This window comes from Aurantimonas sp. NFXS3, from assembly GCF_049132005.1.
Lineage (GTDB): Bacteria > Pseudomonadota > Alphaproteobacteria > Rhizobiales > Rhizobiaceae > Aurantimonas > Aurantimonas coralicida.
Genome location: NZ_JAGDDZ010000002.1, coordinates 459,688 through 485,827, shown reverse-complemented (window position 1 = coordinate 485,827; position 26,140 = coordinate 459,688). Strand labels below are relative to the sequence as shown.

Below are 26,140 nucleotides of genomic sequence, written 5' to 3'. Positions count from 1 at the left end.
GGCTGACTGCGAATCCGACATTCGCACTGCCATTCCGGGCCACCGGCAGCGGCGGTGCGTGCGGTATGGCGCCTGCGGCCGGGACAAGGACGCCGGGATACGCTGGCTGACACGAACGGGGACTGACGGAATGAACGAGGGGTGTGGATCCGGGCGCGGCGGCGCTTTCCGGACACGAATGGATTCTTGCGACGGGCGCCGTACCGCAACGGCAGACCGGCACGCGCACACACCCGCATCGCCATCCCGGCGGCGGGCCATCGGCTCCGGCCTCGCAATCCTGGCACTGGCTCCCACGCCGGCCTCGGCCCAGCTCCTGTCGCTGGCGGGCGGCGTCGATACCATGCTGGGACCGGCCGACATTCTCTACCTGGCCCTCGTCGCCATGCTGATCGGCGCCTCGATGCTGAGCGCGGTCTTTCTGATCCGCCAGCGCGCCGCGACCGCCACAGAGAACGACATGCTGCGCGCCAGCCTCGCCGAAAGCCGGGCCGAGGCCGAAGCCCGCACCATGCTCCTGACCGCCGGCGAAGAGCGGCTTCTGGTCTATTCCGGCCCCGGCGCACCGGAAATCCTCGGTGCCCTGCCCGGTCCTGCCGGCGCCCCGGTCGAGGAAAAGCGCTTCCTGTCCTTCGGCGACTGGATGGCCGCCGACGTCGCGCTGCGGCTGCAGACCGCCATCACCGCGCTGCGCCATGACGCCGAGCCCTTCAGCATCGAGATCGACCTGCCCCATGGCCGCCTGATCGAAGCCTCGGGCAAGACCATCGGCGGCCTTGCCGTCGTCCGCTTCGTCGCCCTGGAGGGCCTGCGCGAGCGCGTCCGCGAGGCCGAGATCGCCAGCGCCGATGCGCTCGCGATGATCGAGACGATGCAGAATCTGTTCAATGCCGCGCCGATCCCGGTCTGGCTGCGCGACCGCAACGGCCGCCTCGGCTGGGTGAACAACGCCTATGCAGCTTCGGTCGACGCAAAGGAAGCTGCCGACACGCTGGAGCGGCAGGTGGAGTTCCTGTCGGAGCAGGATCGCCTGACGATCGCCGCGCGCCTGTCGGAACAGGCCGTCTTCTCCGACAAGCTCTCGACCGTGGTCGCGGCCGACCGCCGCAATTTCGCGGTGGTGGAAGCCACCGGCCCGCTCGGCTCGGCCGGCCTTGCCATCGACGTGTCGGAGACCGAGCAGGTCCGCATGGAGCTGCGCCAGACGATCAACAGCCAGTCCGAGACCCTCGACCAGCTGACCACGGCGGTCGCTCGCTTCGACGACAAGACGCGCCTCACCTATCACAACGCCGCCTTCCAGCGCCTGTTCGACCTGACCAATTCCTATCTGGAATCGGAGCCCGACCATCTGGCGCTGCTCGACCATCTGCGCACCCGCGGCATCCTGCCGGTGGAGAAGCTGTTCCGCAGCGAGATCCAGGACCAGGACCTCGCCGCCTACCGGGCGACCGAGCCGACCGAGACGATGTGGCACCTCGCCGATGCCCGCACGCTGCGCGTCATCGCCACGCCGCAGCCCCAGGGCGGCGCCACCTGGATCTTCGAGGACATCACCGAGAAGCTCGATCTGGAAAGCCAGGTGAAGGCCACGGTCCAGCTGCAGCGCGAGACCATCGACTATCTGTCGGAGGCCGTCGCGGTGTTCGGCAGCGATGGTCGCCTGCGGCTGTCCAACCCGTCCTTCGCCGAGCTGTTCGGGCTCAAGCCGGACTATCTCCTGTCGCGGCCGCGCATCCACACCCTGTCGGATCTCGCCAGCGTCGCGATCCGCCGCACGATCTCCTCCGCCGACACCGATGGCACGGCGTCCGCCGTCGGCGGCTGGCCGCTGTTCTGCCAGTCGGTCACCGCCTTCGACGAAACCCGCCGCGATACCGAGACCGGCGAGATGACCCTGTCCTCCGGCCGCACCATCGCCTTCGCCATCGTGCCGCTGCCCAACGGCCAGACCATGCTGACCTTCTCCGACATCTCCGACGCGCGTCAGGCCGAACGGATGCTGCGCGAGAAGAACGAGGCCCTGGAACAGGCCAACCAGATCAAGAACGACTTCGTCCAGCACGTGAACTACGAGCTGCGTTCGCCGCTGACCAACATCATCGGCTTCTCGGCGCTGCTGCGCTCCACTGAGACCGGGCCGCTCAACGAACGCCAGAGCGAGTATCTCGACTACATCGCCGTCTCCACCAGCTCGCTCCTGACCATCGTCAACGACATTCTGGACCTCGCCACGGTCGATGCCGGCATCATGGAGCTCGACCTGTCCGAAGTGGACATCGTCAGCACCGTCGAGCACGCGGCCGACGGCATCAGGGAGCGGCTGGAGGAGGCCGAGGTCACGCTGCGGATCGACCTCGACAAGGCCGGCGAGACCTTCATGGCCGACAGCCACCGGCTCACCCAGATCCTCTTCAACCTCCTGTCGAACGCGGCGAATTTCGCACCGGCCGGGACCGCCGTCGACGTCGTCGCCACCCGCGGCCCACGCGCCATCTCCTTTGCCGTCACCGATCGCGGCCCCGGCATTCCGGCGGACCAGATCGACCGGGTCTTCGAGCGCTTCGAATCCAATCCGGCCGGCGGGCGCCATTCCGGCGCCGGGCTGGGCCTGTCCATCGTCAAGAGCTTCGTCGAACTGCATCGCGGCACGATCTGCATCCAGTCCGCGCCGGACGAGGGAACGACGGTGATCTGCGACTTCCCGCTCGACCCGGCCGCCCCGCTGCGCCACGATGGCGACGATCAGGCCTTCGAGGACGCCGCCGAATGAGCGCCACACGCCCGGCAACGATCGCGAGCGACGCGCCGGACGCGCTCGTGGAGATCGCCCGTATTCCGCTTGCCGACGAAGCCGCCACGCTGCGGCTCGGCGGCGACCTGGCGCTGGCGCTGGCGGCGGGCGACGTGGTCGCGTTGATCGGTGATCTGGGCGCCGGCAAGTCGACGCTGGCACGCGCCGCGATCCGCACCCTGGCCGACGACCCGGAGCTCGAGGTGCCGTCGCCGACCTACACGCTGGTGCAGCCCTACGAGACGAGCCCGCCGGCGGCGCATCTCGATCTCTACCGCCTGTCGGGCGACGACGAACTGGACGAGCTCGGCTTCGAGGAGATGGCGCGGGACGGCATCGTCTTCGTCGAATGGCCGCAGAACGCGCCGTCGGCGCTGGCCGCGGCCTCGGTGACAGTCACGCTGGACAATGCCCCCGGCGGCGGCCGGACCGCCCATGTGAGCGCCGATGCCGAGGCGGCGCCCCGCATCCTGCGTTCGCTGGCAATCCGCAGCTTCCTCGCCGAAGCCGGCTGCGCCGAACAGCCCCGCCGCCGCTTCAGCGGCGATGCCTCCAGCCGCCGCTACGAGACGGTGGACAGGGACGGCGAGACGCTGGTGGTCATGGACGCTCCGCGCCAGCCCGACGGCCCGCCCATCCGCGACGGCCTGCCCTACAGCCGCATCGCCCATCTCGCCGAGGACGTGGCGCCTTTCGTGGCCGTGGCCAATGCGCTGTCCGCTGTGGGCTTCGCGGCGCCGCGGATCCACCGTGCCGATCTGGACGCCGGCCTCCTGCTGATCGAGCATCTGGGTAGCGAGACCCTGCTCGACGCCGATGGGCATCCGGTCCCCGAACGCTACGAGGCTGCGGCAGCCGCGCTCGCTGCCCTGCACGGGACCCGCTGGGACCCGGTCATGCCGGTGACGGTTGGCGTTCGTCACACGGTGCCACCCTATGATCGCCGTGCCATGCGCATGGAAGTCGACCTCCTGCCCGACTGGTATCTGCCCCACGCCCGGCATCGATCGGCCAGTCCCGACGAGACGGCGCGCTTCGCGCAGATCTGGAACGGCCTCTTCGATGCGCTGGACAGCGCCGAGACCAGTCTGGTGCTGCGCGACTTCCATTCGCCAAACATCATCTGGCGCCCGGCTGAAGAGGGTCTCGCCCGGATCGGGCTCATCGACTTCCAGGACGCGCTGATCGGCCCGGCCGCCTACGATCTCGCCTCCCTGGCGCAGGATGCCCGCGTCGACGTACCGGCCGAACTCGAGGCGCGGCTCACCGCGCACTATCTCTCGCTGCGCGCCGGAGACGCGGGTTTCGACGCAGCCGGTTTCGAGCGCGCCTATGCCATCATGGCGGCCCAGCGCGGATCCAAGATCCTCGGTATTTTCGTGCGATTGCTGGAACGCGATGGCAAGCCGCAATATCTCCGTCACATCCCACGGATTAAAGCCTATCTGGCGCGCACGCTCGACCACCCGTCCCTGACAGCCCTGCGCGATCTGTACCAAGACTGGGGCGTCCTCGACGAGGCACCGACGCAGCGCCCCCTTTGAGCCCGGACAAGAGCCGCATGACCCTGTCGACCACCCCGTCCTTCAAGCCCAAGACCGCCATGGTTCTGGCCGCCGGCCTCGGCAAGCGCATGCGGCCGATCACCTCGACCATTCCCAAGCCCCTCGTCGAGATCCGGGGCAAGGCGCTGATCGATTACGGGCTCGACGCGCTGGCCCGCAACGGCGTCGAGCGCGTCGTCGTCAACGTGCATTACATGGCCGATCTGATGCGGGCGCATCTGCGCAAGCGCAAGGACATGGAGATCATCGTCTCCGACGAGCAGGACGAGTTGCTGGATTCGGGCGGCGGCATCGTCAAGGCCCTGCCGGAGCTCGGATCCGAGCCCTTCTACGTGATCAATTCCGACACGTTCTGGATCGACGGCTACCGCGACAATCTCGACCTGATGGCGCATCTGTGGAACCCGGCGCGCATGGACATGTCGCTGCTGATCGCCGACATGCAGCAGGCCACCGGCTACGACGGCAAGGGCGATTTCGTCATGGATGTCGAGGGCCGGCTGACCCGCGTCGAGGAGCGCGACATGTCGCCCTTCATCTATGCCGGCGTCGCGATCATGAAGCCCGAGATCTTCGCCGGCATGAAGCCGGAGAAATTCTCGCTGAACCGCGTTTTCGACGATCTGATCGACGCCGACCGCCTCTATGGCGTAAGGCTCGGCGGCCTGTGGATCACGGTCGGAACGCCCGGCGCCATCCCGCTTGCGGAGGCCGCCTTCATCGCCAGCGCCGCCGCCTGACAACGTGCGCAGTCATCAGCGGTTTACCGTTGCAAAACAAACAGATCGCCTCGCTGAACACTTATTTGTGTTTGCATTGCGAGGTCTGCCGTTGAGCCTTTTCTAACGCACCGGCCCGCAGTGTGCTGTCTGAGCACAGGACGGGTGGACTCGATGCGGACAGACGGTCATTTCGCGCTGCAGCAGTTGCAGACCGAAATCCTCGAGGCGATTGCCCTGGGTTCGCAATTCGACGTCATCGCCAATCTGCTGTGCACGCGCGTCGAGAGTCTGGCGCCCGGCGTGACCTGCTCCATTCTCCTCGTCGATGAGAACCGCCGGCTGCACTCGCTGGCCGCTCCGTCGCTGCCGGCGCATTACTGCAAGGCGCTGAACGGCCTGGAGATCGGGCCCGGCGTCGGCTCCTGCGGCAGCGCTGCGTTCAGGGGCGAGCCGGTCGAGGTCACCGACATCGCCACCGATCCGCTCTGGTCCAGCTTTGCCCGGCTTGCCCTGCCGCTGGGCCTGAGGGCCTGCTGGTCGAGCCCGATCTCGGATTCCTCCGGCCGCGTGGCCGCGACCTTCGCCTTCTATTATCCGGTCCAGCGCGGACCGAGCGCGTTCGAGCGCCAGATCGTCGATGCCTGCGTGCATTTGTGCACGATCTCCATCGCCCACACGCAGATGCAGCAGCACAACCATCACCTTGCCTATTTCGACCAGCTGACGAACCTGCCCAACCGCCGCTGTTTCGACGAGGCGATCACCACGCTGGCGCTCGGCGCCGCGCCGAGCTTTGCGCTGATCCTCGTCGATATCGACCATCTGAAGTCGATCAACGATTCCATGGGCCACATGGTCGGCGATCGGCTGATCCGCGAGGTCGCCCAGCGCCTGCGTGACAGCGACTCCGCGGGCGTCAGTGCCGCCTACCGGCTAAGCGGCGACGAGTTCGCGGTGGTCTGCGATCGCTGCCGGGACCATGACGAACTCGCGCAGATCGCCCATACGATCCGCCAGCGCATGAGCGCGCCCTTCGAGTGCAACGGCAACATGATGGTGCCGCAGGTGACGCTCGGCGGCGTCGTCTACGGTCCGGACGGAAGCGACGCCGAAACGCTGCGGCAGAACGCCGATTTCGCGCTCTACCATGCCAAGGAGACCAACCGCGGCAGCTACGTCGCCTTCGACGCCGGCTTGCGGACGACGATCATGCAGCGGGTCGAAACCATCCGCGAGGTGGACCAGGCGCTGTCTGAAGACCGGATCCTGACCTACTACCAGCCCGTCGTCCGGCTCGACACGGCCGAGATCGTCGGTCTCGAAGCGCTGGCGCGCATGGTCATGCCCGATGGGCGGATCGTCGCCGCGGGCGCCTTCTCGGCGGCCTTCTCCGACAACAAGGTCGCCTCGCGCATCAGCGAGCGCATGTTCGCGCAGATCGCCCGCGATCTGGCGACGTGGATCGCCCGCGGCCTGCCGATCCAGCATGTCGGCATCAATCTCGCCCCGGCCGATTTCGAATCCGGCGATCTGGAAGCGCGGTTCCTCGCTCCCTTCAAGGCGGCCGGCGTGCCGTATCATCACCTCGTCGTCGAGGTGACCGAGAACGTCTTCCTCGACGGGCTCGGCGAGGATGTCGCCAAAAGCCTGGCGCGGCTTCGCAACCTCGGCATCCTTGTCTCGCTGGACGATTTCGGCACCGGCTTTGCCTCCCTCACCCACCTGCTCAAGCTGCCCGTCGACATCATCAAGATCGACCGCTCCTTCGTTGACCAGATGCTCACCGATGCGCCGAGCAGCGCGATCGTCGAGGGGCTGATGGGCATCGCCAACAAGCTGGGGATGCGGGTCGTGGCCGAGGGGATCGAGAATGCCGGGCAGGCCGAACGGCTGAACGAGCTCGGCTATGTTCTCGGCCAAGGCTACCATTTCGCCCGCCCCGCCGATTTCAACAGCACCACCGACCTCTTGCAGCTCTTCGCCCAGCGCCAGTCGCAATCGCCGGTCGTCGCGAAGGGCTGGGCCGAGGCGTCCTGAAGCGGGCACCACGCGCCGCAAGGAACCGCCGCGAACGCCGCTCGCCCCGCTGCGAATTCCCACGCGTATTCGCGCCGCGCCGGCAACTGGCCCGTGCGAATCGTCAGGGCTTGGCCTAGACTCGGTCCATGACCGCCAACCTGTTTTCGATCCCGCCGGGACGGCCCTTCCTTGCCACGCTTGCCGAAGGCCTGCTCGAGGGTCGCATCGTGCCGTCCTTCCGCTACACGGGAGATCCAATGGCCTTGGCCGGCGCGACGATCTACGTGCCGACCCGACGCGCCGCGCGCGCGCTCGCCGGCGAATTCGCCCGGCTTCTGGGTACCGGCAGCGCCATTCTTCCGGCCATTCGGCCGATTGGCGAAAGCGACGAGGCCAGCCAGTTCGCGCCCGAGGGCGAGCGGCCGTCGCTGGAACCGACCATGGGCGAACTGGAACGGCGTCTGCAGCTCGCGCGCCTCGCCCGGCAATGGCGCTCGGTCACGCGCGGCCGTGAATTCGAGGCGCTGATCGGCGAAGAGGCCGTGTTGCCGGCCTCCGCCGCCGACGCGCTGTGGCTCGCCGCCGATCTCGGCGCGCTGCTCGACGAGGTCGAGACCGAGGGCACCAGCCTCGGCAAGCTCGCCGGCCTTGCTCCCGATGCCCTGTCCGACTGGTGGCAGCTCACCGTCACCTTCCTGTCGATCGTCACGGAGACCTGGCCGCAGGCGCTGGCCGAGGCCGGCCGGGTCAGCGAGGCGACGGCCAAGAATGTCTGGTTGCGGGCCGAGGGCGAGCGGCTGCGGCGCGATCCCGGCACCGGCCCGGTGATCCTCGCCGGTTCCACCGCCACCGCCCCCGCGACCATCGAACTGATGCACGCCATCGCCCATCTCGAGCATGGCGCCCTGGTGCTGCCCGGTCTCGACCGGCATCTCGATCCGGAGGCCTTCGCCGCAATCTCTCGCGAGGGGGCGATCTCGGCGCCCGGCCATCCGCAATACGGCCTGAAGACCATCCTTGCCCGCTTCGCCCTGCCACCGGAGGCGGTGTCGCATCTGGCCCCGAACGAAGAGCCTGTCCTCACCGCCCGCGAGGCCTTCGTCGCCGATGCGCTGCGCCCGGCCGAAACCACCCATCGCTGGCGCGAGACGGCGCGCGATCACGGCGCAGAGGCCCTGGACGGCCTCGCTCTCGTCGAGGCGAACGACGAACGCGAGGAGGCCCTCGCGATCGCCTGCGCGATGCGCGCGGCGCTGGCCGATCCGGATGCGACGACGGCGCTGATCACCCCGGACCGCAATCTCGCCCGCCGGGTCGTCTCGGAACTCGCGCGCTTCGGCATCGCCGCCAATGATTCCGGCGGCCGGCCGCTGGCGGCCACGCCGCCCGGCACGCTGCTGACCACCCTCGCCGCCGTTGCCCTGCAGCCGGGCGATCCGATCGCGCTGATCGCGCTTCTGAAGCATCCGCTGACCCGGCTCGGCATGCCGGCCGCCGAGGCCCGCCGCGCCGCCCGCGCCATCGAGATGCTGGCCCTGCGCGGTTCGGTCGGCATTCCCGACGGCGCCCGCCTCGGGACCATCGTCGCCGAGCGGCGCAGGACGCTGGAAACCGCGACCCACATGCCGCGGCCTGTCCGCATCCTGCCCGAGGCCGAGCGCGAACTGGCCCAGACCATGGCCGACCGTCTGGAGGTCGCATTGGAGCCGCTGTCGGCCCTGCGCGACGGGACCGAACGCGAGATCGCGGCCTATGCGACTGCGCTGACACGCTGTCTCGAAGCCGTGGCGGCGGATGCCGACGGGGACGCCTCCGAGGTCTATGCCGAGGAGGCCGGCCGGGCGATGGTCGAGTTCCTGAGCGACATCGTGCGGGCGCCCGACACCGGCTTTGGCTTCGCGTCCCGCGAACTCGGCGACGTCATCGACGCGCTGGTCGCCGGCGTCACGGTCAAGCCGCGCGGCGGCCTCTCCGCCCGGGCCTTCGTCTGGGGCACGCTGGAGGCGCGGCTGCAGAGCGTCGACATGGCGATCCTTGGCGGCCTCAACGAAGGCACATGGCCCGGCGGCACCAGGAGCGGCGCCTTCCTGTCGCGGCTGATGCGCCGCGAGATCGCCCTCGACCCGCCGGAGCGACGCATCGGCCTGGCCGCCCACGATTTCTGGATGGCGATGGGCGCCCGCAAGGTCGTCATCACCCGTTCGCGGCGGGCCGGCGGCGCCCCGGCGATCGCCTCGCGCTGGCTGCAACGGCTGACGACGCTGGCCGGCGAGGACGGCACGGCCCACCTGCGGGCCGCCGGCCAGACCTATCTCGACCATGCCCGCCGGCTCGACGACGCGCCCGCCGATGCCGGACCGGACATTCGCGCGGCCCGCCCCGAGCCGCGCCCGCCACTGGAGCGCCGGCCGACCTCCTATTCGATTACCGACGTCGAGACGCTGATCCGCGATCCCTACGCGATCCATGCCCGCAAGATCATGAATCTCGAACCGCTGCCCGAGCTGATGCGCGATCCGCACGCCGCCGAACGCGGCAATCTCTTCCACGACATTCTCGGCCGCTTCGTCCAGCGTGGCCACGATCCCGACGCGGGCGATGCCGAAGCGGAGATCCTCGCCATCGCCCGCGAGCGCTTCGACGAGGAGATGCTGCCGCCGGACATCGAGGCGGTGTGGTGGCCGCGCGCCGAAGCGCTGTGCGCCAACTTCATTGCCTGGGAGCGCGAGCGCGGGTCCCGTGTGGCCGCGCGCCATGCCGAGATCGGCGGCGCTTACGACTTCACCGACCTGGCGACGACGCTGCGCGGCCGGGCTGACCGCGTCGACGTCATGACCGACGGCTCGACCGAGATTCTCGACTTCAAGACCGGCACGACGCCCTCGGTCTCGCAGGCCCGCGCGCTGCTGGCCCCGCAGCTGCCGCTGGAAGGCGCCATGGCCAAGCTCGGCGCCTTTGCCGACGCCGGCACCGCCTCGGCGATTTCCGACCTCGTCTATGTCCGCCTGCGCGAACGCACGCTCTATGAGGACCATCTCGCCAGCGACGGCGGCCGCAAGGGCGAGCCCGTCGATCCCGACGCGCTCAGCGATGAAGCCCTGTCCAAGTTCCGCGGCCTGGTGGCGAATTTCCGCAACGCGGCGACCCCGTTCCGCTCGCGCACACGGCCCTTTGTCGCCGGCGATTTCTCCGGCGCCTACGATCATCTGGCCCGGGCGCAGGAATGGTCGATTGGCGCCGACGAGGGCGGCGACGGCAGCGAAGGGAGCGCGGCATGAGCGGCTTTACCGGCATTGCCGAAACGACGCGGCTGCAGGCCATCGCCGCCGATCCGGAGCGCTCGGTCTTCGTGTCGGCCAATGCCGGCTCCGGCAAGACCCATGTCCTGACCGAACGCGTCGTGCGGCTGCTCCTGTCGAAGGTGGAGCCGTCGAAGATCCTCTGCCTGACCTACACCAAGGCGGCCGCGGCCGAAATGTCGGGCCGCGTCTTTGCACGGCTGGCGAAATGGGCGACCGCCGAGGATGCCGATCTCGCGGCGGAGATCGCACGGCTCGACGACAGGCCGCCTACGCCGGAGCGGATGATCGTCGCGCGCCGGCTTTTCGCGGAAGCGCTGGAGACGCCGGGCGGGCTGAAGATCCAGACCATCCACGCCTTCTGCGAGGCGATCCTCCACCAGTTTCCGCTGGAAGCGAACGTTCCGGGGCATTTCGAGGTTCTGGACGACGCCGAGAGCATGGCGTTGCTGGCCGAAGCCCGCCGCCTGCTGATTACCGGCGCGGCGCGGAAGGCACCGGGCGAAGCCGCCTCGGCGCTGGCGGAGGCCTTTGCCTCGGCCCTCACGCTGGCCGGCGAATGGGGCCTCGACCAGCTCATCGGCGAAATCGTCAACCGGCGCGACGCCATACGGCGGCATCTCGACGAGGCCGGCGGGATCGATGCGGCGGTCGCGCTTCTGCGCCACGCCCTCGGGCTGGAGCCCGGCGAGGACGAGGCCGCGATCGTCGCTGCGGCAGACGATGCGCCCGGCTTCGACTCGGCCTTCTGCGACAGCGCCATGAGCCTTGCCGCCGCCAGTTCCAAGCCGACCGACGCCAAGTTCCACGACCGCCTGCAGGCCCTCCGGGACGCCGGGACGCCCGACGCGCGGCTCGCCGCGTTGAAGGCGCTGTGCCTGACGGCCAAGGGCACGCCCTACAAGCCATCGAGCGTAGCCACCAAGGCGGTGGCCGACGCCCTGCCCGACTTCCCCGAGCGGCTGCAGCAGCTGGCCGACCACGTCCAGGCGATCGACGAGCGCCTGGCCAGCCTGCGGCTGTTCCGCGCCAGCGCCGCGGCGCTGGTGATCGCCGACGCCTTCGAGCGCGACTACGCCATCCTCAAGCGCCGGCGCGGGCGGCTGGATTTCGAGGATCTGATCGTGCGGACCGCCGAGCTCCTGACCCGCTCGGCCGCCTCCGCCTGGGTCCATTACAAGCTCGACCAGGGCATCGATCATGTGCTGATCGACGAGGCGCAGGACACCAGTCCGCGGCAATGGCAGGTGATGCGCCAGCTGGTAGAGGAGTTCTTCGCCGGGGCCGGAGCCCGCGACGTCACCCGCACGGTCTTCGCCGTCGGCGACGAGAAGCAGTCGATCTACTCCTTCCAGGGCGCCTCGCCGCGCATGTTCGCCGACGAGCAGCGGGCCATGCGGCAGCGTGCCGAGGCCGCCGAGGCGCGTTTCGAAGAGGTGCGGCTGACCCAGTCCTTCCGCACCGCCGCCGACGTCCTGCGGGCGGTGGACACCGTCTTTGCCGACGCCGAGAACCGCAAGGGCCTGTCGTCGGGCGACGAGCCGCCGGCGCACCAAACCGCGCGGGGCGAGGCGCCGGGCCTCGTAGAGATCTGGCCGGTCTACCAGGCCGAGGAGCAGCCGCAGTCGCGCGACTGGCTGCAGGCAATCGACTACGAGCCGGCCAATTCCCCGGCCAACCGGCTGGCACGGCGGATCGCCGCCCAGATCGGCGACTGGATCGGCGACCCCATCGCCCACAAGGGCGAGGTGCGCCCGCTTGCGGCGGGTGACGTCATCGTCCTGGTGCGCAAGCGCTCCGGCTTCGTCGCCGCCATGGCCAAGGCGCTGCGCGACGCCGGCATCCCGGTCGCCGGCGCCGACCGGCTGGTCATCACCGACCATATCGCGGTGAAGGACCTGATGGCGCTCGGCCGGACGGTGGCCAATTTCGAGGACGATCTGTCCTTCGCCGCCGTCCTGAAGTCCCCCTTCTTCGATTTCACCGACGACGACCTCATGGGGCTGGCCCTGTCCCGCGAGCGCCATGAGCCGCTGTCGCTCGGCCTGCGGCGGATCTGCGGGCCGGAGGGTCTCGCCCGCGTGCCGGAATTCGTGCCCGACGAAACGACCGAGGCGTTTCTGGCCAAATGCCGCTACGCGCTGACGCGGCTCGACGAATTGCGTGCCCGTTCGGGCTTCGAGACCATCTTCGCCTTCTATGCCCGCATTCTCGGCCCCGAGGGGGGACGGGCCCGGCTGACGCGCCGGCTCGGCTCGGATTCCGGCGAGGTGATCGATGCCTTCCTCGATCTGGCGCTGGCCGACGAGGAAGCGGGCGAGCCCGGCCTCGACGCCTTCCTCGCGCGGCTGGCCGCCGCCCCGCCCTCGATCAAACGCGAGATGGAGCAGGGCCGCGGCGAGGTGCGGATCATGACCACCCACGCCTCCAAGGGGCTGGAGGCGCCGGTCGTCTTCCTCGTCGATCCCGGTTCGGCCCCGTTCAGCCACGCCCATGGCGCCCGACTGATGGAATGGCCCGACATGCCCGGTCTCGTGCCCGGCATGTCGCCGGGCTTCCTGTGGCGTGCCGCCAAGGATCTGGAGAACGACGCCATCGCCGCCCTCAAGGAGGCGGAGAAGGCGCGGGCCGAGGAGGAGTATCGCCGGCTGCTCTATGTCGGCATGACCCGCGCCGCCGACCGGCTGGTCGTGTGCGGCGTCTCGGGCGTGCGCGGCCCGAACGAGAATTCCTGGCTGCAGCGGGCCCAACTTGCCCTGTCGGCAGAGTGCCAGCCGGTGACCGACTCCGACGGCGCGACCATCGCCTGGCGCTTCGGCGCGGCCGGGAGGGGCGACAAGCTGGCTGCCGCGATCCAGCCGCAGCCCGACGCGCCCGCGCCGCTCGATCTGTCGCCGCTGCCGCCGGAAATCCTGCCGCCGCGGCCGCTGTCGCCGTCCTCTGCCGGCGAGGGCACCGAGATCGCCGAAGACGACGCGATCCCGCCCGAGGCCGCCCCGGCCTTCGTCTCGCCGGTGCTCAGCCAGACGGGCGATCCGTCCTTCGCCATCCGGCGCGGCCTTGCGGTCCACAAGCTCCTGCAGGTCTTGCCGGAGATGGCCGCGGACGCACGAGAGGCGGCCGCACGGCGCTATCTGGCGACGGCCGCGCCGGAGATGCGTCCGGGCGATCACGATGCGCTGGTGGCCTCGGCGCTGGCCGTCATGGACGATCCGGCCTTCGCCCCGATCTTCGCCGCCGGCAGCCGGGCCGAGGTGCCGGTCGCCGGCGAGATCACGCTTGCGGGCCGCAGCTACCGCGTCAACGGCACGATCGACCGTCTCGCGGTCACCGCAACGCGGGTGCTGATCGTCGACTACAAGACCAACCGGCCACCGCCCGCCTCGCTGGCGGAGGTGTCGCCGGCCTACATCATGCAGCTGGCGCTCTACCGCGAGATGCTGAAGCCGCTCTATCCGGACCGGCCGATCGAGGCGGCGCTGCTGTTCACCGAAGCGCCGCGGCTGATCGCCCTGTCGGAAGCAGTGATGGAGCAAGCGGTCGCGCGCCGCCGGGCGTCCACCCAATCGGCAACGGAGCGTCAAGAGAACGGCGCCGTCGCTTGATTTGGCGCCAAGCGACTTCTACGTAACGAGACGAACAGGATTTAGGAGCCGACCATGGCCACGACAAAGATCGACACCAGCAATTTCCAGACCGACGTCCTCGGCAGCGACAAGCCCGTCGTCGTCGATTTCTGGGCCGAGTGGTGCGGGCCCTGCAAGATGATCGCGCCAAGCCTCGAGGAAATCTCCAACGAGATGGATAATGTCCGGATCGCCAAGGTGAATATCGACGAGAACCCGGACATCGCCGCCCAGTTCGGCGTGCGTTCGATCCCGACGCTGATGATCTTCAAGAATGGCGAGCATGCCGACACGATGGTCGGCGCGCAGTCCAAGTCGAAGCTCGTCGACTGGATCAACAAGGGCGCTGCCTGAACGGCTCAGCGTCCAGCGTCATCGCGATGAATTGAAAAGGCCCGGGTCGATCGCCCGGGCCTTTTTCTTGTGATGGCCTTAAAGCACGCAGGAGTTCAGCGCGGGGCGAGACCGCTGCTGGAGAGCACGTCGCCGACCAGGTAGAGCGAACCGCAGATCAGGAAGCGCGGCGCGCGGCTGTCGTCCCAGCTGCTGGAGACCAGCCGGATCGCCTCCTCGACACTGTCGCAGGGCTCGGCGTCGAGACCCGCGTCGATCGCCGCCTCGGCCAGATCGTCGGGGTCGATGCCCGCGTCCGACGAGCCGACGGGCACGGTGAAGACATGCCGCGCAATGCCGGCAAAGGATGCGAAGAAGCCGGTCGGATCCTTGGTGTTGATCATTCCGACGATGAGGAACAGCGGCCGCGAGACCCGCTCCTCCAGATCGGCCAGCGTCTCGGCGATGGCGGCGCCCGCACCGGGATTGTGGCCGCCGTCGAGCCACAGCTCGGAGCCCGGAAACGCCGCCCGGTAGAGCGGACCCGAGGCGATCTGCTGCATCCGTCCCGGCCATTCGACATGGGAAAGACCCGCCTCGATCGCCTTGTCGGCCGGCGCGAAGCCCCCATGGCGCAAAGCGGCGATGGCGGTCGCGGCATTGGTCAGCTGATGGCGTCCCGGCAGTCGCGGCATCGGCAGGTCGAGCAGGCCGGATTCGTCCTGATAGACCAGCCGTCCATGTTCCTCGTAGGCGAAGAAGTCCTGGCCGTAGACCAGCAGCGGCGCCCCGGCGCGGTCGGCCATGGAGGTCAGCACTTCCAGCGCGATCGACTCGTTCTGCTGGCCCAGCACCACCGGCACGCCGCGCTTGATGATGCCGCCCTTCTCCGCCGCGATCAGTTCCACGCGGTCGCCGAGATAGGACTGGTGATCGAGCGAGATCGCGGTGATGACCGTGACGGCCGGCCTCTCGATGACGTTGGTGGCGTCGAAGCGACCGCCCAGCCCGACTTCCAGAAGCACCGCGTCGGCGGGATTTTCCGAAAACAGCAGGAACGTCACCGCGGTGAGAATCTCGAATACGGTGATCGGCGCACCGGCATTGGCCTTCGCCGCGCGGGCCACGGCCTCGGCCAGCATCGCGTCGTCGACCAGGGCCCCGGGCTCGCCCTTGCGGCCGATGCGGTAGCGCTCGTGCCAGTTGACGAGATGCGGCGAGGTATGGGCGTGGACCGCCTGCCCGTCGGCCTCCAGAATGGCCCGGCAGAACGCCGTGACGGAGCCCTTGCCGTTGGTGCCGGCAATGTGGATCTGAGGCGGCAGCTTGCGCTGCGGCTCACCGAGTTCGGTCAGAAGCCGGCGGATGCGGTCGAGCGACAGGTCGAAGCCCTTCGGATGCTTCAGCATCAGGGCGTCGATTTCGGCGGCGGCCAGCGAGGTCGTTGTCATCGGAAAGAATTACGCCAGTGCGGGGAGCGATGCAAAAAGGTCGCTCAGCCCGCGGCCTGCGATTCCGGCGCCTGGACTGGCTCGGACCCCATGGCCTCGACCGGCTCGGCCACGACCGCCTCCTCCTCGACGGCCTCGGCCGGCTGCCTGGTCAGCAGCTTCAGGAGATTGGCGATGGTCGGGCGCAATTCGTGGCGATGCACGACCATGTCGACCATGCCATGGGCCATCAGATACTCGGCGCGCTGGAAGCCCTCGGGCAGCTTTTCGCGGATCGTCTGCTCGATGACGCGGGCGCCGGCAAAACCGATCACCGCGCCCGGCTCGGCAATGTGGACATCGCCCAGCATCGCATAGGAAGCCGACACGCCGCCGGCCGTCGGATTGGTCAGGACGACCATATAGGGCAGTCCCGCCTCCTTGAGCATCTCAACCGCCACCGTGGTGCGCGGCAGCTGCATCAGCGACAGGATGCCCTCCTGCATGCGCGCGCCGCCGGAGGCCGCGAACAGTACCACCGGGCGTCGCTCGGCGATGGCGGTCTCGAAGCCCTTGATGATCGCCTCGCCGGCGGCCATGCCGAGCGAGCCGCCCATGAAGGCGAAATCCTGGACGATGGCCATCACCGGCACGCCCTCGAGGCTGCCGCGCGCCGCCAGCACGGCGTCGTCCATCTCGGCCTTCGCCTTGTATTCCTTCAGCCGGTCGACATAGCGCTTGGAGTCGCGGAACTTCAGCGGATCGACCGCGACCTTCGGCAGTTCGATCGTCTCGAAGGCGCCGTCATCGAAGAACGCCTTCAGCCGGTCGCGTGCCCGGATGCGCATGTGGAAGCCGGAGGACGGCACCACCCACTGATTGGCTTCCAGATCCTTGTGGAAGACCATCTCGCCGGTCTCTGGACATTTGATCCAGAGGTTTTCGGGCACTTCGCGCGTGGCGAGGAGGCTCGAGATCTTCGGGCGAACGTAGTTGGTGATCCAGTTCAAGGCACTTGTCCCGTGGCAAAATCGGTCCGGCAGCCGGTGCCGGCGAGGGGCGGCAGCGCAATCGCTGCCGCAGGAATTAGGCGGTCACGCATCCCCGTCGACGGGACGCGTCACGCCCCGGACATGGTCGCCCGCTCAGGACTTGGCAAGATGGGCGGCACGCACGCCGCCGGCGATCTCGCCGACGAGGTCGCGCACGTCGCTCACCGTGCGGGCGGTGGCGCGGCCGTTCTCCAACGACTGCTCGATCGCCTTGACGATCGCCGAGCCGACGACGACGCCGTCGGCGCCCTTGCCGATCTCGCGCGCCTGGTCGGCAGAGGTGACGCCGAAGCCGACGCAGACCGGCAGGTCGGTGTGCTTCTTGATGCGGCCGACCGCGGCGGCGACCTTGTCCGCATCGGGAGCGGCCGAGCCGGTGATGCCGGTGATCGAGACGTAATAGACGAAGCCGGAGGTGTTCTTCAGCACTGCCGGCAGGCGCTTGTCGTCAGTCGTCGGGGTGGCCAGGCGGATGAAGTTCAGTCCCTTGTCGAGCGCCGGCAGGCAGAGCTCGTCATCCATCTCCGGGGGCAGATCGACGACGATCAGCCCGTCGACGCCGGCCTCCAGCGCATCGGCGACGAAGGCCTCGACGCCGTAGATGTAGATCGGGTTGAAATAGCCCATCAGCACGATCGGCGTCGTCTGGTCGCCCTCGCGGAAGGCGCGGACCAGCGACAGGGTCTTCTTCAGGCTGGCGCCCGCCTGCAGCGCCCGCAGACCGGCCTTCTGGATCGCCGGCCCGTCGGCCATGGGATCGGAGAAGGGCATGCCGAGTTCGATGATGTCGGCGCCGGCCGCCGGCAGCGCCCGGGCGATCTCCAGCGCCGTCTCGTGGTCGGGATCGCCGGCCATGACGAAGGTCACGAAGGCGGGGCGACCCTCTTCCTTCAGCGCGCGGAACCGGTCTTCGATGCGTGTCGTCATGTCAGGCTTTCGTCACCTCGGCGACCCAGTCTGCGGTCGCCGCGTCCACGTGATCGACCTTGAAGCCGAAGATCGCGGGCGTGTCATAGGGATGGTGTTCGCGGATCGCCGCCGCGCAGGCGTCGAACCGGTCCGCCGTGGTCTTGATCGTCAGCGGCCACTCGTCGTGGCGCTCCTTGCTGCCCTGCCAGACATAGCGGCTGTCGACTTCCTTGCCGATATTGACGCAGGCCGCAAAGCGACCGTCGATCAGGACATGCGACAGTTCCCGCGCTTCATCGAGCGACGGGCAGGTGACGTGGATTTCGACGATGTCGGTCATGCAGGCTCGCTTCGCTCGCTGGCTTCTCCAGCGTTGTCAGCTTGGTTTTTCGGACATTCCGCTTCCCGGGCCGCCAATCGCTGCGGCCCATCCGGCAGTCTAGAGCTCGACCCCGAGATGCTTGGCGGCGGTGAAGACGTCCTTGTCGCCGCGCCCGCAGAGATTCATAACGATGATCTGGTCCTTGCCCATGGTCGGGGCGCGCTTGACCACTTCGGCCAGCGCATGGGCCGGCTCCAGCGCCGGGATGATGCCCTCGGTGCGGGTCAGGAGCTGGAAAGCCTCGAGCGCTTCGGTATCCATGATCGGCACATATTCGACCCGGCCTGAATCCTTCAGCCAGGAATGCTCCGGCCCGATGCCCGGATAGTCGAGGCCGGCCGAGATCGAATGGCCTTCCTTGATCTGGCCGTCATCGTCCTGGAGCAGATAGGTGCGGTTGCCGTGGAGAACGCCGGGGGAGCCTGCGGTCAGCGAGGCACAATGCTCCTCGCCCTCAAGGCCCTTGCCGCCCGCCTCGACGCCGACGATGGCGACATCCTTGTCGTCGAGGAACGGATGGAACAGGCCGATGGCGTTGGAGCCGCCGCCGACGGCCGCCACCAGCATGTCCGGCAGGCGCCCTTCGGCGGCCATCATCTGCTCGCGGGTTTCCTTGCCGATCACCGACTGGAACTCGCGCACCAGCTCCGGATAGGGATGCGGGCCGGCGGCGGTGCCGATCAGGTAATAGGTGGAATCGACATTCGTCACCCAGTCGCGCAGCGCCTCGTTCATGGCGTCCTTCAGCGTACCGTGGCCGGCGGTGACCGGCACGATCTCGGCGCCGAGAAGCTTCATGCGGAAGACGTTGGGCGACTGCCGCTCGACGTCGGTCGCGCCCATGTAGATGACGCAGGGCAGGCCGAAGCGGGCGCAGACCGTGGCGGTCGCCACGCCATGCTGGCCGGCGCCGGTCTCGGCGATGATCCGGGTCTTGCCCATCTTGCGGGCGAGCAGGATCTGGCCGAGGCAGTTGTTGATCTTGTGCGAGCCGGTGTGGTTCAGCTCGTCGCGCTTGAAGTAGATCTTGGCGCCGCCGAGCTTCTCGGTCAGCCGCTCGGCGAAATAGAGCGGCGACGGCCGTCCGGTGTAATGGGTGTTCAGCCCGTCTAGCTCGGCCTTGAACGCCGGATCGACGCGGGCCGTCTCCCAGGCTTCCTGCAGGTCGAGGATCAGCGGCATCAGCGTTTCGGCGACGAAGCGGCCGCCGAAGATGCCGAAGCGGCCTTCCTCGTCGGGGCCGGCGCGGAAGGAATTCGGGGTCAGCGGCTGGTTCACGAGACTCGTGCCTTTCTCGCCGGCTCGCCCAGGCGATCCAGCGCATCGAAGAAGCTGTGCATGCGGCCGGCATCCTTGACGCCGGGGGCGCTCTCGACGCCCGACGACACGTCGATGCCGGACGGATCGGCGATCCTGACGGCCTCGGCGACGTTGTCGGCGTCGATCCCTCCGGAGAGCATATAGGCCATTTGCGGGTCAAGGCCCGACCCGGCGGCCGAAAGCAGCGTCCAGTCGAAGGAGACGCCGTTTCCTCCCGGCAGATCGGAGCCCTTGGGGCGCTTGGAATCGAGCAGGATGCGGTCGGCGACGCCGGCATAGGGCGCGACCGCGGCGAGATCCTCGGCGGCAGAAATCGGCAGCGCCTTCATCACCTTCAGCCCGGTGCGCGCCTGGATGTCGCGCACCCGCTCCGGCGTCTCGCGGCCATGCAGCTGCAGCCAATCCGGCTTCACGTCGCTGGCGAAACGGTCAAGCAGCGCATCATCGGGATCGACGGTGACGATCACGGTCTCGGCGCGGCCTTCGACCTTTGCGACGAGGTCGGCCATCGGCTCCACGTCCATATGCCGCGGGCTTTTCGCGAAATGCACGAAGCCGACATGGCTTGCGCCACGCTCCAGCGCCACCGCGAGGGTCTCGGGCGTGGACAGTCCGCAGATCTTGACGTCGAAGGCTCGCAAAAGCCGTACTCCCGAAGGTCGGATCGCACTCTTGGCGCCCTTATCGCGCCTCTCGCCCCGGCCTGTAAAGGATGCGGCAAAACCGCGGGTCAGGCGCCGGAACAATCGATGGCGTGGAGGCCCGCCCCGTGGCGCTTCAGCCAGTCGCGGCCGTGGTCCATGCCCGGGCAGAGCTCGCGGCAGAGCGCCCAGAACGACGCGCCGTGGTTCATCTCGCGAAAATGCGCCACCTCATGGGCGGCGAGATAGTCGAGCACCTCCGGCGGCGCCATGACGATGCGCCAGGAAAAGGCCAGTCGCCGGTCAATGGTGCAGGAGCCCCAGCGGCTGCGGGTGTCCTTCAGCGCCATCGAACGCGGACGCAGGCCGACAGTCGCCGCATGGCGATCCACCGCCGCCTGCAGATCCTGCCGCGCCTCGCGCTTCAGCGTATCGACGACACGGCGCACGAAGTGCTCCGGCGCGCCGCCGACCACCAGGCACGCCTCCCCATCGACCGTCTCGAAGCGCGACGCCCGGCGCTCCGGCGCCGACACGAGGCGCAGCGTGCCGCCGCGAAACGGAATGGTCGCGCCGTCGGCGACGACCACCTGCCCCGGCGCCCGCGCCACGCGCTCCTCGACCCAGCCGCGATGACGCTCCAGGAATTCGGCGATCGCCCGGCCCGACACCTGGCGCGGCGCGGTCACCACAACGCCCGAGGCGCCGGGGGCCAGCCGCAGGATCATGCGCTTGGCGCGGGGGTTGCGCCGGACCGTCACGGCGACCGGGCCGCCGGCGAGATCGAGCCGTTCGGGGATCGCCGAGACGCGCGGCTTGGCATGGGGAAAGAGGAAGGACATCGGCAGCCGGATAGGGATGGGCGGCGATACGCCGCCGTTCGAATCGCAGTCTACACCCTCAAGACACGAAAAACGGCGACGCCCGGGGGACGCCGCCGCCTTTTTCATGGGTGCCCGGCCCCAGGCCGGGCGCCGTCGTCACAGTCAGGCCGGCTGGCCGTCGACCACCGGGCCATCGTCGCGGCGCTTGCCGCGCTCGGCCATGAAGCGGTCGAACTCCTGCTGGTCCTTGGCCCGGCGCAGTTCGCGCGCATAGGCGGCGAATTCGGCCTCGGCCTCGTGCAGGCGGCGGCGCTCCTCGTCGAGGCGGCTGAGTTCCTTCTCCCGCCAGTCGTCGAAGGCGACATTGCCGGTCCGCGGGGCGCCGAAGGGGCTGCCCCCGCCGGCGCGCTTCAGGCCGCCGAACAGGCGGTCCGTCGTCTCATTGACGTCCCGCTTGAAGCCGTCCAAACGGTCACCCCAGAGGATGTAGGCCAGCATCGCCAGGCCGAGAGGCCAGAAGATCATGAAACCGCCAACCATCAGGGCAATCGTGGCCGGCGTCCATGCCGGACGAATCAAAGCTCGCGAAGTCATCGCAGTCACGTTCCTTTCGAAAATGGCCGCGACGCTGAGGCATCGCGGGGGCTTCGACATGTCTTGCTGCAGTATCCACAACATGGTGACTGGCGAAACGGCGTTCAATCTCCCGCGCGCGAAAATTGGCCGGTGCGAGCGTTTTTCGGTTCGCCCGGCGGCCCCGCGATGACGCTGTTCGCCGCCTGTGCGGGCCTGTTCTGGAGTGCCTTCCTCGCCGCGACGCTCCTGCCCGGCGCCTCGGAGATCGTGCTGGTCGCGCTGCTTGCCGAAGGCATCGGCGAGCCCTGGCTGCTGGTCGTCGTCGCCGGTGTCGGCAACACGCTCGGCTCGGTGGTCAACTGGGTGTGCGGCCGCTTCCTCCTGCACTATGCCGACCGCCGATGGTTTCCGGTGCCGCCGCGCCATCTCGACAGGGCCACGGGGTTCTTCAACCGCTACGGCGTCTGGACGCTGCTGCTTGCGTGGTGGCCGCTCGGCGGCGACGCGCTGACGGTGATCGCCGGCGTGCTGCGGGTGCCGCTCCTGCGCTTCACCATCCTCGTCGCGATCGGCAAGTTCGCCCGCTACGCGGTGGTCGCCGGCGCAACGCTCGCCTGGCCCGGGCTCTGACACCGGAGCGCTCGGCCGCGGCATCGCGTCGAGGGGTGTGAAGTTTTGATGACCCGGATCGCGAAACGCGATTACGATGCTATCCTCGTCGCAAGGGAGGAGCCGCGATGCCATCGACCGTCATTCCCACCATTCGCTACGAGAATTGCCGCAAGATGATCACCTGGCTCTGCGATACACTCGGCTTCAGCCGCCACGCCGTCCACGAGGATACAGACGGCAGTATCCTGCATGCCGAACTCGTCCATGGCGACGGCATGGTGATGGTCGGCGACGCCCGGGACGACGCGTTCGGCGCCTTGCAGACCACGGCGAAGGCCGGCGCGCCCGTGTCCCAGAGCCCCTATCTCGTCGTCAAGGATGTCGACCATCTCTACGAGGCGGTGCAGGCGGCCGGCGCGACCATCGTCGTGGATCTGCAGGAGAAGAGCTACGGCTCGAAGGAATTCGCCTGCCGCGATCCGGAGGGCCAACTCTGGAACTTCGGCACCTACGATCCCTGGCGCACCGGACAGTAGCCCCGGCGCAACGGCGCGGTCATGGACTGGACGCAACCGATCGACGCCTATTGCGAGCGACTGGGAGCCGGCTTCTGGGCCGAGCCGCTAAACGCGATCTCGAATCTCGCCTTCCTCGTCGCGGCCGCAGCCGGCTTCGCGCTGTGGCGCCGGGCCGGCGGACGGGACCGGCCGGTGTGCCTGCTCGCCGGCCTCGTCGCCATCATCGGCATCGGCTCGTTCCTGTTCCACACCTTCGCCAACCGCTGGTCGAGCCTTGCCGACGTCCTGCCGATCGCGCTGTTCATCTACGCCTATTTCTTCCTGGCGCTGCATCGCCTCGTCGGGCTCGGCCGCTGGGCGGCGGGCCTCGGCACGGCCGCCTTCCTGGGCGCCTCGATCCTCTCGGAGCCGCTCTTCGCAGGAATGGTCGGATCCTCGGCGGGCTACGTGCCAGCGCTTCTCGCCATGCTCGGCATCGGCGGCTACCTGCTCGCGGCCGGCCACCGCGCAGGTCCCGCGGTTCTTGCGGCGGGAACGGTCTTTGCCCTCTCGCTGGGCCTGCGCATGGCGGACGCCCCGCTCTGTGCGGACTGGCCGCTCGGCACGCACTTCCTCTGGCATGTGCTCAACGCGGTGACCCTGGGACTGCTGCTAGCCGCCGCCTTGAGAGGCCGCCAACCGGAGACCGAGGCCGCAAGAGCGAGCGCAGGCTGAGGCGCGGCGGGATCGATCATCCAGCTCGATAACGCAGGACAAAAAAAGGCCGGACGCCTCCCCCGAAGCATCCGGCCCTGGCGGTCCCCCGCCCTGTAAACTGGTGTCCGGCGACAGATCGCCGGAGACAGCGCCTCTGCTCAGCGAGCGGCGAGGCGCTCCTTGCCCTGCTTGACCACGACGCGCGCATCCATCGGAACGCGCTCGTACAGGTCGATGATGTCCTGGTTCATCAGACGGATGCAGCCCGACGAGGCGGCGGTGCCGATGGTCCACCATTCCGGCGTGCCGTGCAGGCGGAACAGCGTGTCCTTGCCGTTCTGGTAGAGATACAGCGCGCGGGCGCCGAGCGGATTGGTCAGGCCGGGCTCCATGCCGTCGCGATAGGGCTCGAGATCCGGCTTGCGGTCGATCATCTCGGCCGGCGGAAACCATTTCGGCCAGGAGCGCTTGGCGCGGATGTTGGCGTCGCCAGCCCAGGAGAAGCCGGCGCGGCCGACACCGATGCCGTAGCGCATCGCCATGCCGTCGGCCTCGACCACGTAGAGGAAGCGGTTCGGCGTATCGACCACGACCGTGCCCAGCTCGTATTCGCGGCCTTCCGGGAAGGACACGCGCTGGCGCAGATACTGCGGATCGATCTTCTCGGTCGGAATCGCCGGCAGCGCATAGCCGTCATCGACGACGGCCGAATAGCCGAGCGCCGAAGTGGCGCCGAGGCTGCCTTCGTTCGGCAGGTTGGTCGGTGCGGTGTAGGCAGAGACCCCGGACGGCGCCAACGATGCGCGCTGGTTACTCGCGCAACCGGCAGCCACGGCCAGCGAAAGGACCGCAGCACCAAGGAGAAGGGAACGTTTGCTCGTCATCGAAAATGCCATGTTCGGGGTGGGATGGGATCAGTTCGCCGAACGAACCGCGCACCGGAGGAGCGCCGACCATCTGTAGCCGTCTCCTCGTTAGTCCGCGTCCATCCGTCAGGCAATACGGGATGGAAGCACGGTGTTGGTTAACGAAGGCTTTGTTGCCGCTTGGTGACAGTTGACGGCGGCGGCCGCCGCGACATCTCAGGCGCACTCTGGGACGTTCGCAACCTGAGCTACGAGGGCTTTTTGATGAACATCGGAGAGGCGGCCCGGCTGTCCGGCCTCCCCCCCAAGACGATCCGCTATTACGAGGAAGTCGGGCTGGTCAAACCCTCCCGGGCCATCAACGGCTATCGCAATTACGGCGATCGCGATGTGCATCTCCTGCGGTTCCTCCAGCGCTCGCGCTCGCTCGGCTTCACCATCGAGGAAGCGCGGCGGCTGATCTCGCTCTACGAGGACGAGGGGCGGCGCAGCGAGGACGTGAAGTCCATGGCCAGTTCCCGCATGGCCGAGATCGACCGCAAGATCGCCGAGCTGCAATCGCTGAAACGCGCCCTCGCCGATCTCAGCGAGCGCTGCCACGGCGACGACGGCCCGGACTGCCCGATCCTCGAGGAGATCTCCGGGGACCGCACCGGCCGCTGACCACGCCTTCGCATCGTCGGCGTATCGGTACCGCGGCGCGCGGTTGCGACGTTCTGCCGCGTTTCTGGTTTGTTCGCGTTTTTGCTTGCCGAAAGCGCCGCGGCTCGGCTAGGTCTCGACCATGCCGATCGTATCCCCCTTCCGCGTCGACCCGCTGGTCGACGGCCGCCAGTCCGAGCGCGCCATGATGGTGCGCCGGGGCGTGCAGCGCCTGATGCTGGCGCGCAAGGTGTCGCTGCTGCCGGAAATGGCGCTGGCGTCCGGCCGCCGGGCCGACCTCGTCTGCCTGTCGGAAAAGGGCGAGATCACCATCATCGAGATCAAGACCTCGATCGAGGATTTCCGGGTGGACCGGAAGTGGCCGGATTATCTGCAGCATTGCGACCGGCTGTTCTTCGCCACCCATCCCGGCGTGCCGGCGGACATCTTTCCCGAAAGCTGCGGGCTGATCGTGTCGGATGGCTACGGCGCCGAAATCCTGCGCGAAGCGCCGGAAGACCGGATCGCGCCAGCCACGCGAAAAGCGATGACGCTGCGTTTCGCGCGGTTGGCCGCCGACCGCCTGGTACAGGCGGAATGGGCGGCCAATCCGTTCATGACCGGGATGGCGGGAGAGACGGAGGCGGACTGACCGCCGCCGCGGGGTGCGACCTCAGCGCGGTGCGCGCTTGGCGAGGATCCGCTGCAGGGTCCGGCGGTGCATCGACAGCCGGCGGGCAGTCTCGGAGACGTTGCGATCGCACAATTCATAGACGCGCTGGATATGCTCCCAGCGGACCCGGTCGGCCGACATCGGATTCTCCGGCGGCGCGGCGCGGTCACCCGCCTTGCGGCTGAGCGCGGCGATCACTTCGTCGGCATCGGCGGGCTTGGCGAGATAGTCGATGGCGCCAAGCTTCACGGCGGTCACGGCGGTGGCGATGTTGCCGTAGCCGGTCAGCACCACGACCCGGGCATCCTCGCGGGCCCGCTGCAGCGCCTCGATCACGTCGAGCCCATTGCCGTCGGCCAGCCGCATGTCGACGACGGCGCAGGCCGGTGCCGAGCGTTTCAGGGCGGCAAGCCCTTCCTCGACGCTTTCGGCGGTCACCACATCGAAACCGCGCTGCTCGAGCGCCCGGCTCATGCGCTGCAGGAACGGGCGGTCGTCATCGACCAGAAGCAGCGATCGATCACCCTGCGGCAGAAACGACTGCTCAGGAGCAGTCCCTACAGTTTCGGTCAACATCGGCGTTCCTTTCCTTTGTCCGGGAAATGGAGCGCCGGGCAGACGCCTTCAACGGCTTGCACCCG

The 26,140-nt window shown here is 68.5% G+C and carries 22 protein-coding genes; 12 read left to right on the top strand and 10 right to left on the bottom strand.

Features of this window, described 5'->3' with window-relative positions:
• Positions 1-178 precede the first annotated feature (178 nt).
• The 7 genes from J3367_RS07415 (at position 179) to trxA (ending at position 14,379) form a co-directional block, all read left to right on the top strand.
• The gene (locus J3367_RS07415) at positions 179-2,773 is read left to right on the top strand and encodes a PAS domain-containing sensor histidine kinase (RefSeq protein ID WP_244495360.1); all 2,595 of its coding nucleotides are present in this window, start codon (positions 179-181) and stop codon (positions 2,771-2,773) included.
• Complete coding sequence (tsaE, locus tag J3367_RS07410; RefSeq protein WP_081651827.1) at positions 2,770-4,338, top strand: tRNA (adenosine(37)-N6)-threonylcarbamoyltransferase complex ATPase subunit type 1 TsaE; 1,569 nt, start codon at positions 2,770-2,772, stop codon at positions 4,336-4,338. The genes J3367_RS07415 and tsaE overlap by 4 nt, the downstream gene beginning before the upstream one ends.
• A gap of 17 nt (positions 4,339-4,355) precedes the next feature.
• Positions 4,356-5,099 carry a nucleotidyltransferase family protein gene (locus J3367_RS07405; RefSeq protein WP_024349464.1) on the top strand — a complete coding sequence of 248 codons (744 nt, stop codon included), beginning with the start codon at positions 4,356-4,358 and terminating at the stop codon, positions 5,097-5,099.
• Positions 5,100-5,252: 153 nt separating this feature from the next.
• Positions 5,253-7,118, top strand: coding sequence for a putative bifunctional diguanylate cyclase/phosphodiesterase (locus J3367_RS07400; RefSeq protein WP_029702785.1), 1,866 nt, complete (start codon positions 5,253-5,255; stop codon positions 7,116-7,118).
• A gap of 128 nt (positions 7,119-7,246) precedes the next feature.
• The gene (addB, locus tag J3367_RS07395) at positions 7,247-10,378 is read left to right on the top strand and encodes a double-strand break repair protein AddB (RefSeq protein ID WP_024349462.1); all 3,132 of its coding nucleotides are present in this window, start codon (positions 7,247-7,249) and stop codon (positions 10,376-10,378) included.
• Positions 10,375-14,004 (top strand): double-strand break repair helicase AddA, encoded by a 3,630-nt coding sequence (gene addA, locus J3367_RS07390; protein ID WP_024349461.1) that lies wholly within the window; start codon positions 10,375-10,377, stop codon positions 14,002-14,004. Before addB ends, addA begins: the two co-directional genes overlap by 4 nt.
• Before the next feature lie 54 nt (positions 14,005-14,058).
• On the top strand, positions 14,059-14,379 hold the full coding sequence (gene trxA, locus J3367_RS07385) for a thioredoxin (RefSeq protein ID WP_009211089.1): 321 nt from the start codon (positions 14,059-14,061) through the stop codon (positions 14,377-14,379).
• A gap of 95 nt (positions 14,380-14,474) precedes the next feature.
• Here the strand turns inward: trxA and J3367_RS07380 are convergent, their stop codons facing one another.
• From J3367_RS07380 to J3367_RS07345, 8 genes are all read right to left on the bottom strand, one after another.
• Positions 14,475-15,809, bottom strand: a complete 1,335-nt coding sequence (locus J3367_RS07380) for a bifunctional folylpolyglutamate synthase/dihydrofolate synthase (protein ID WP_024349460.1) — start codon at positions 15,807-15,809, stop codon at positions 14,475-14,477.
• 44 nt (positions 15,810-15,853) lie between these two features.
• Positions 15,854-16,798, bottom strand: coding sequence for an acetyl-CoA carboxylase, carboxyltransferase subunit beta (gene accD, locus J3367_RS07375; protein ID WP_024349459.1), 945 nt, complete (start codon positions 16,796-16,798; stop codon positions 15,854-15,856).
• 135 nt (positions 16,799-16,933) lie between these two features.
• Entirely contained in the window at positions 16,934-17,767 is an 834-nt protein-coding gene (trpA, locus tag J3367_RS07370) for a tryptophan synthase subunit alpha (RefSeq protein WP_024349458.1), read from the bottom strand.
• A 1-nt stretch (position 17,768) separates the two neighbouring features.
• Positions 17,769-18,089, bottom strand: a complete 321-nt coding sequence (gene cutA / locus J3367_RS07365) for a divalent-cation tolerance protein CutA (protein ID WP_024349457.1) — start codon at positions 18,087-18,089, stop codon at positions 17,769-17,771.
• Between the two features lie 99 nt (positions 18,090-18,188).
• On the bottom strand, positions 18,189-19,409 hold the full coding sequence (trpB, locus tag J3367_RS07360; protein ID WP_024349456.1) for a tryptophan synthase subunit beta: 1,221 nt from the start codon (positions 19,407-19,409) through the stop codon (positions 18,189-18,191).
• Positions 19,406-20,092, bottom strand: a complete 687-nt coding sequence (locus J3367_RS07355; protein ID WP_024349455.1) for a phosphoribosylanthranilate isomerase — start codon at positions 20,090-20,092, stop codon at positions 19,406-19,408. Before J3367_RS07355 ends, trpB begins: the two co-directional genes overlap by 4 nt.
• Positions 20,093-20,181: 89 nt before the next feature.
• Entirely contained in the window at positions 20,182-20,934 is a 753-nt protein-coding gene (locus tag J3367_RS07350) for a M48 family metallopeptidase (protein ID WP_029702782.1), read from the bottom strand.
• Between the two features lie 144 nt (positions 20,935-21,078).
• On the bottom strand, positions 21,079-21,510 hold the full coding sequence (locus J3367_RS07345; protein ID WP_024349453.1) for a DUF2852 domain-containing protein: 432 nt from the start codon (positions 21,508-21,510) through the stop codon (positions 21,079-21,081).
• A 168-nt stretch (positions 21,511-21,678) separates the two neighbouring features.
• Between J3367_RS07345 and J3367_RS07340 the strand changes: the two genes are divergently transcribed.
• From J3367_RS07340 to J3367_RS07330, 3 genes are all read left to right on the top strand, one after another.
• The gene (locus J3367_RS07340) at positions 21,679-22,122 is read left to right on the top strand and encodes a YqaA family protein (RefSeq protein WP_024349452.1); all 444 of its coding nucleotides are present in this window, start codon (positions 21,679-21,681) and stop codon (positions 22,120-22,122) included.
• Positions 22,123-22,229: 107 nt separating this feature from the next.
• Positions 22,230-22,640, top strand: coding sequence for a VOC family protein (locus J3367_RS07335; protein WP_024349451.1), 411 nt, complete (start codon positions 22,230-22,232; stop codon positions 22,638-22,640).
• Between the two features lie 21 nt (positions 22,641-22,661).
• Positions 22,662-23,336: a ceramidase domain-containing protein gene (locus J3367_RS07330; protein ID WP_024349450.1), complete on the top strand. Its 675-nt coding sequence runs from the start codon at positions 22,662-22,664 to the stop codon at positions 23,334-23,336.
• A gap of 140 nt (positions 23,337-23,476) precedes the next feature.
• Here J3367_RS07330 and J3367_RS07325 read toward each other — a convergent pair whose 3' ends face one another.
• Positions 23,477-24,214 carry a L,D-transpeptidase gene (locus J3367_RS07325; RefSeq protein WP_024349449.1) on the bottom strand — a complete coding sequence of 246 codons (738 nt, stop codon included), beginning with the start codon at positions 24,212-24,214 and terminating at the stop codon, positions 23,477-23,479.
• A gap of 234 nt (positions 24,215-24,448) precedes the next feature.
• On the opposite strand from J3367_RS07325, the gene cueR reads away from it, so the two are divergent.
• Complete coding sequence (gene cueR, locus J3367_RS07320; protein ID WP_009211101.1) at positions 24,449-24,847, top strand: Cu(I)-responsive transcriptional regulator; 399 nt, start codon at positions 24,449-24,451, stop codon at positions 24,845-24,847.
• A gap of 121 nt (positions 24,848-24,968) precedes the next feature.
• Entirely contained in the window at positions 24,969-25,478 is a 510-nt protein-coding gene (locus J3367_RS07315; RefSeq protein ID WP_188075199.1) for an MmcB family DNA repair protein, read from the top strand.
• 21 nt (positions 25,479-25,499) lie between these two features.
• On the opposite strand, the gene J3367_RS07310 is transcribed toward J3367_RS07315, so the two are convergent.
• Positions 25,500-26,075 (bottom strand): ActR/PrrA/RegA family redox response regulator transcription factor, encoded by a 576-nt coding sequence (locus J3367_RS07310; RefSeq protein WP_051141517.1) that lies wholly within the window; start codon positions 26,073-26,075, stop codon positions 25,500-25,502.
• Positions 26,076-26,140: the final 65 nt, after the last annotated feature.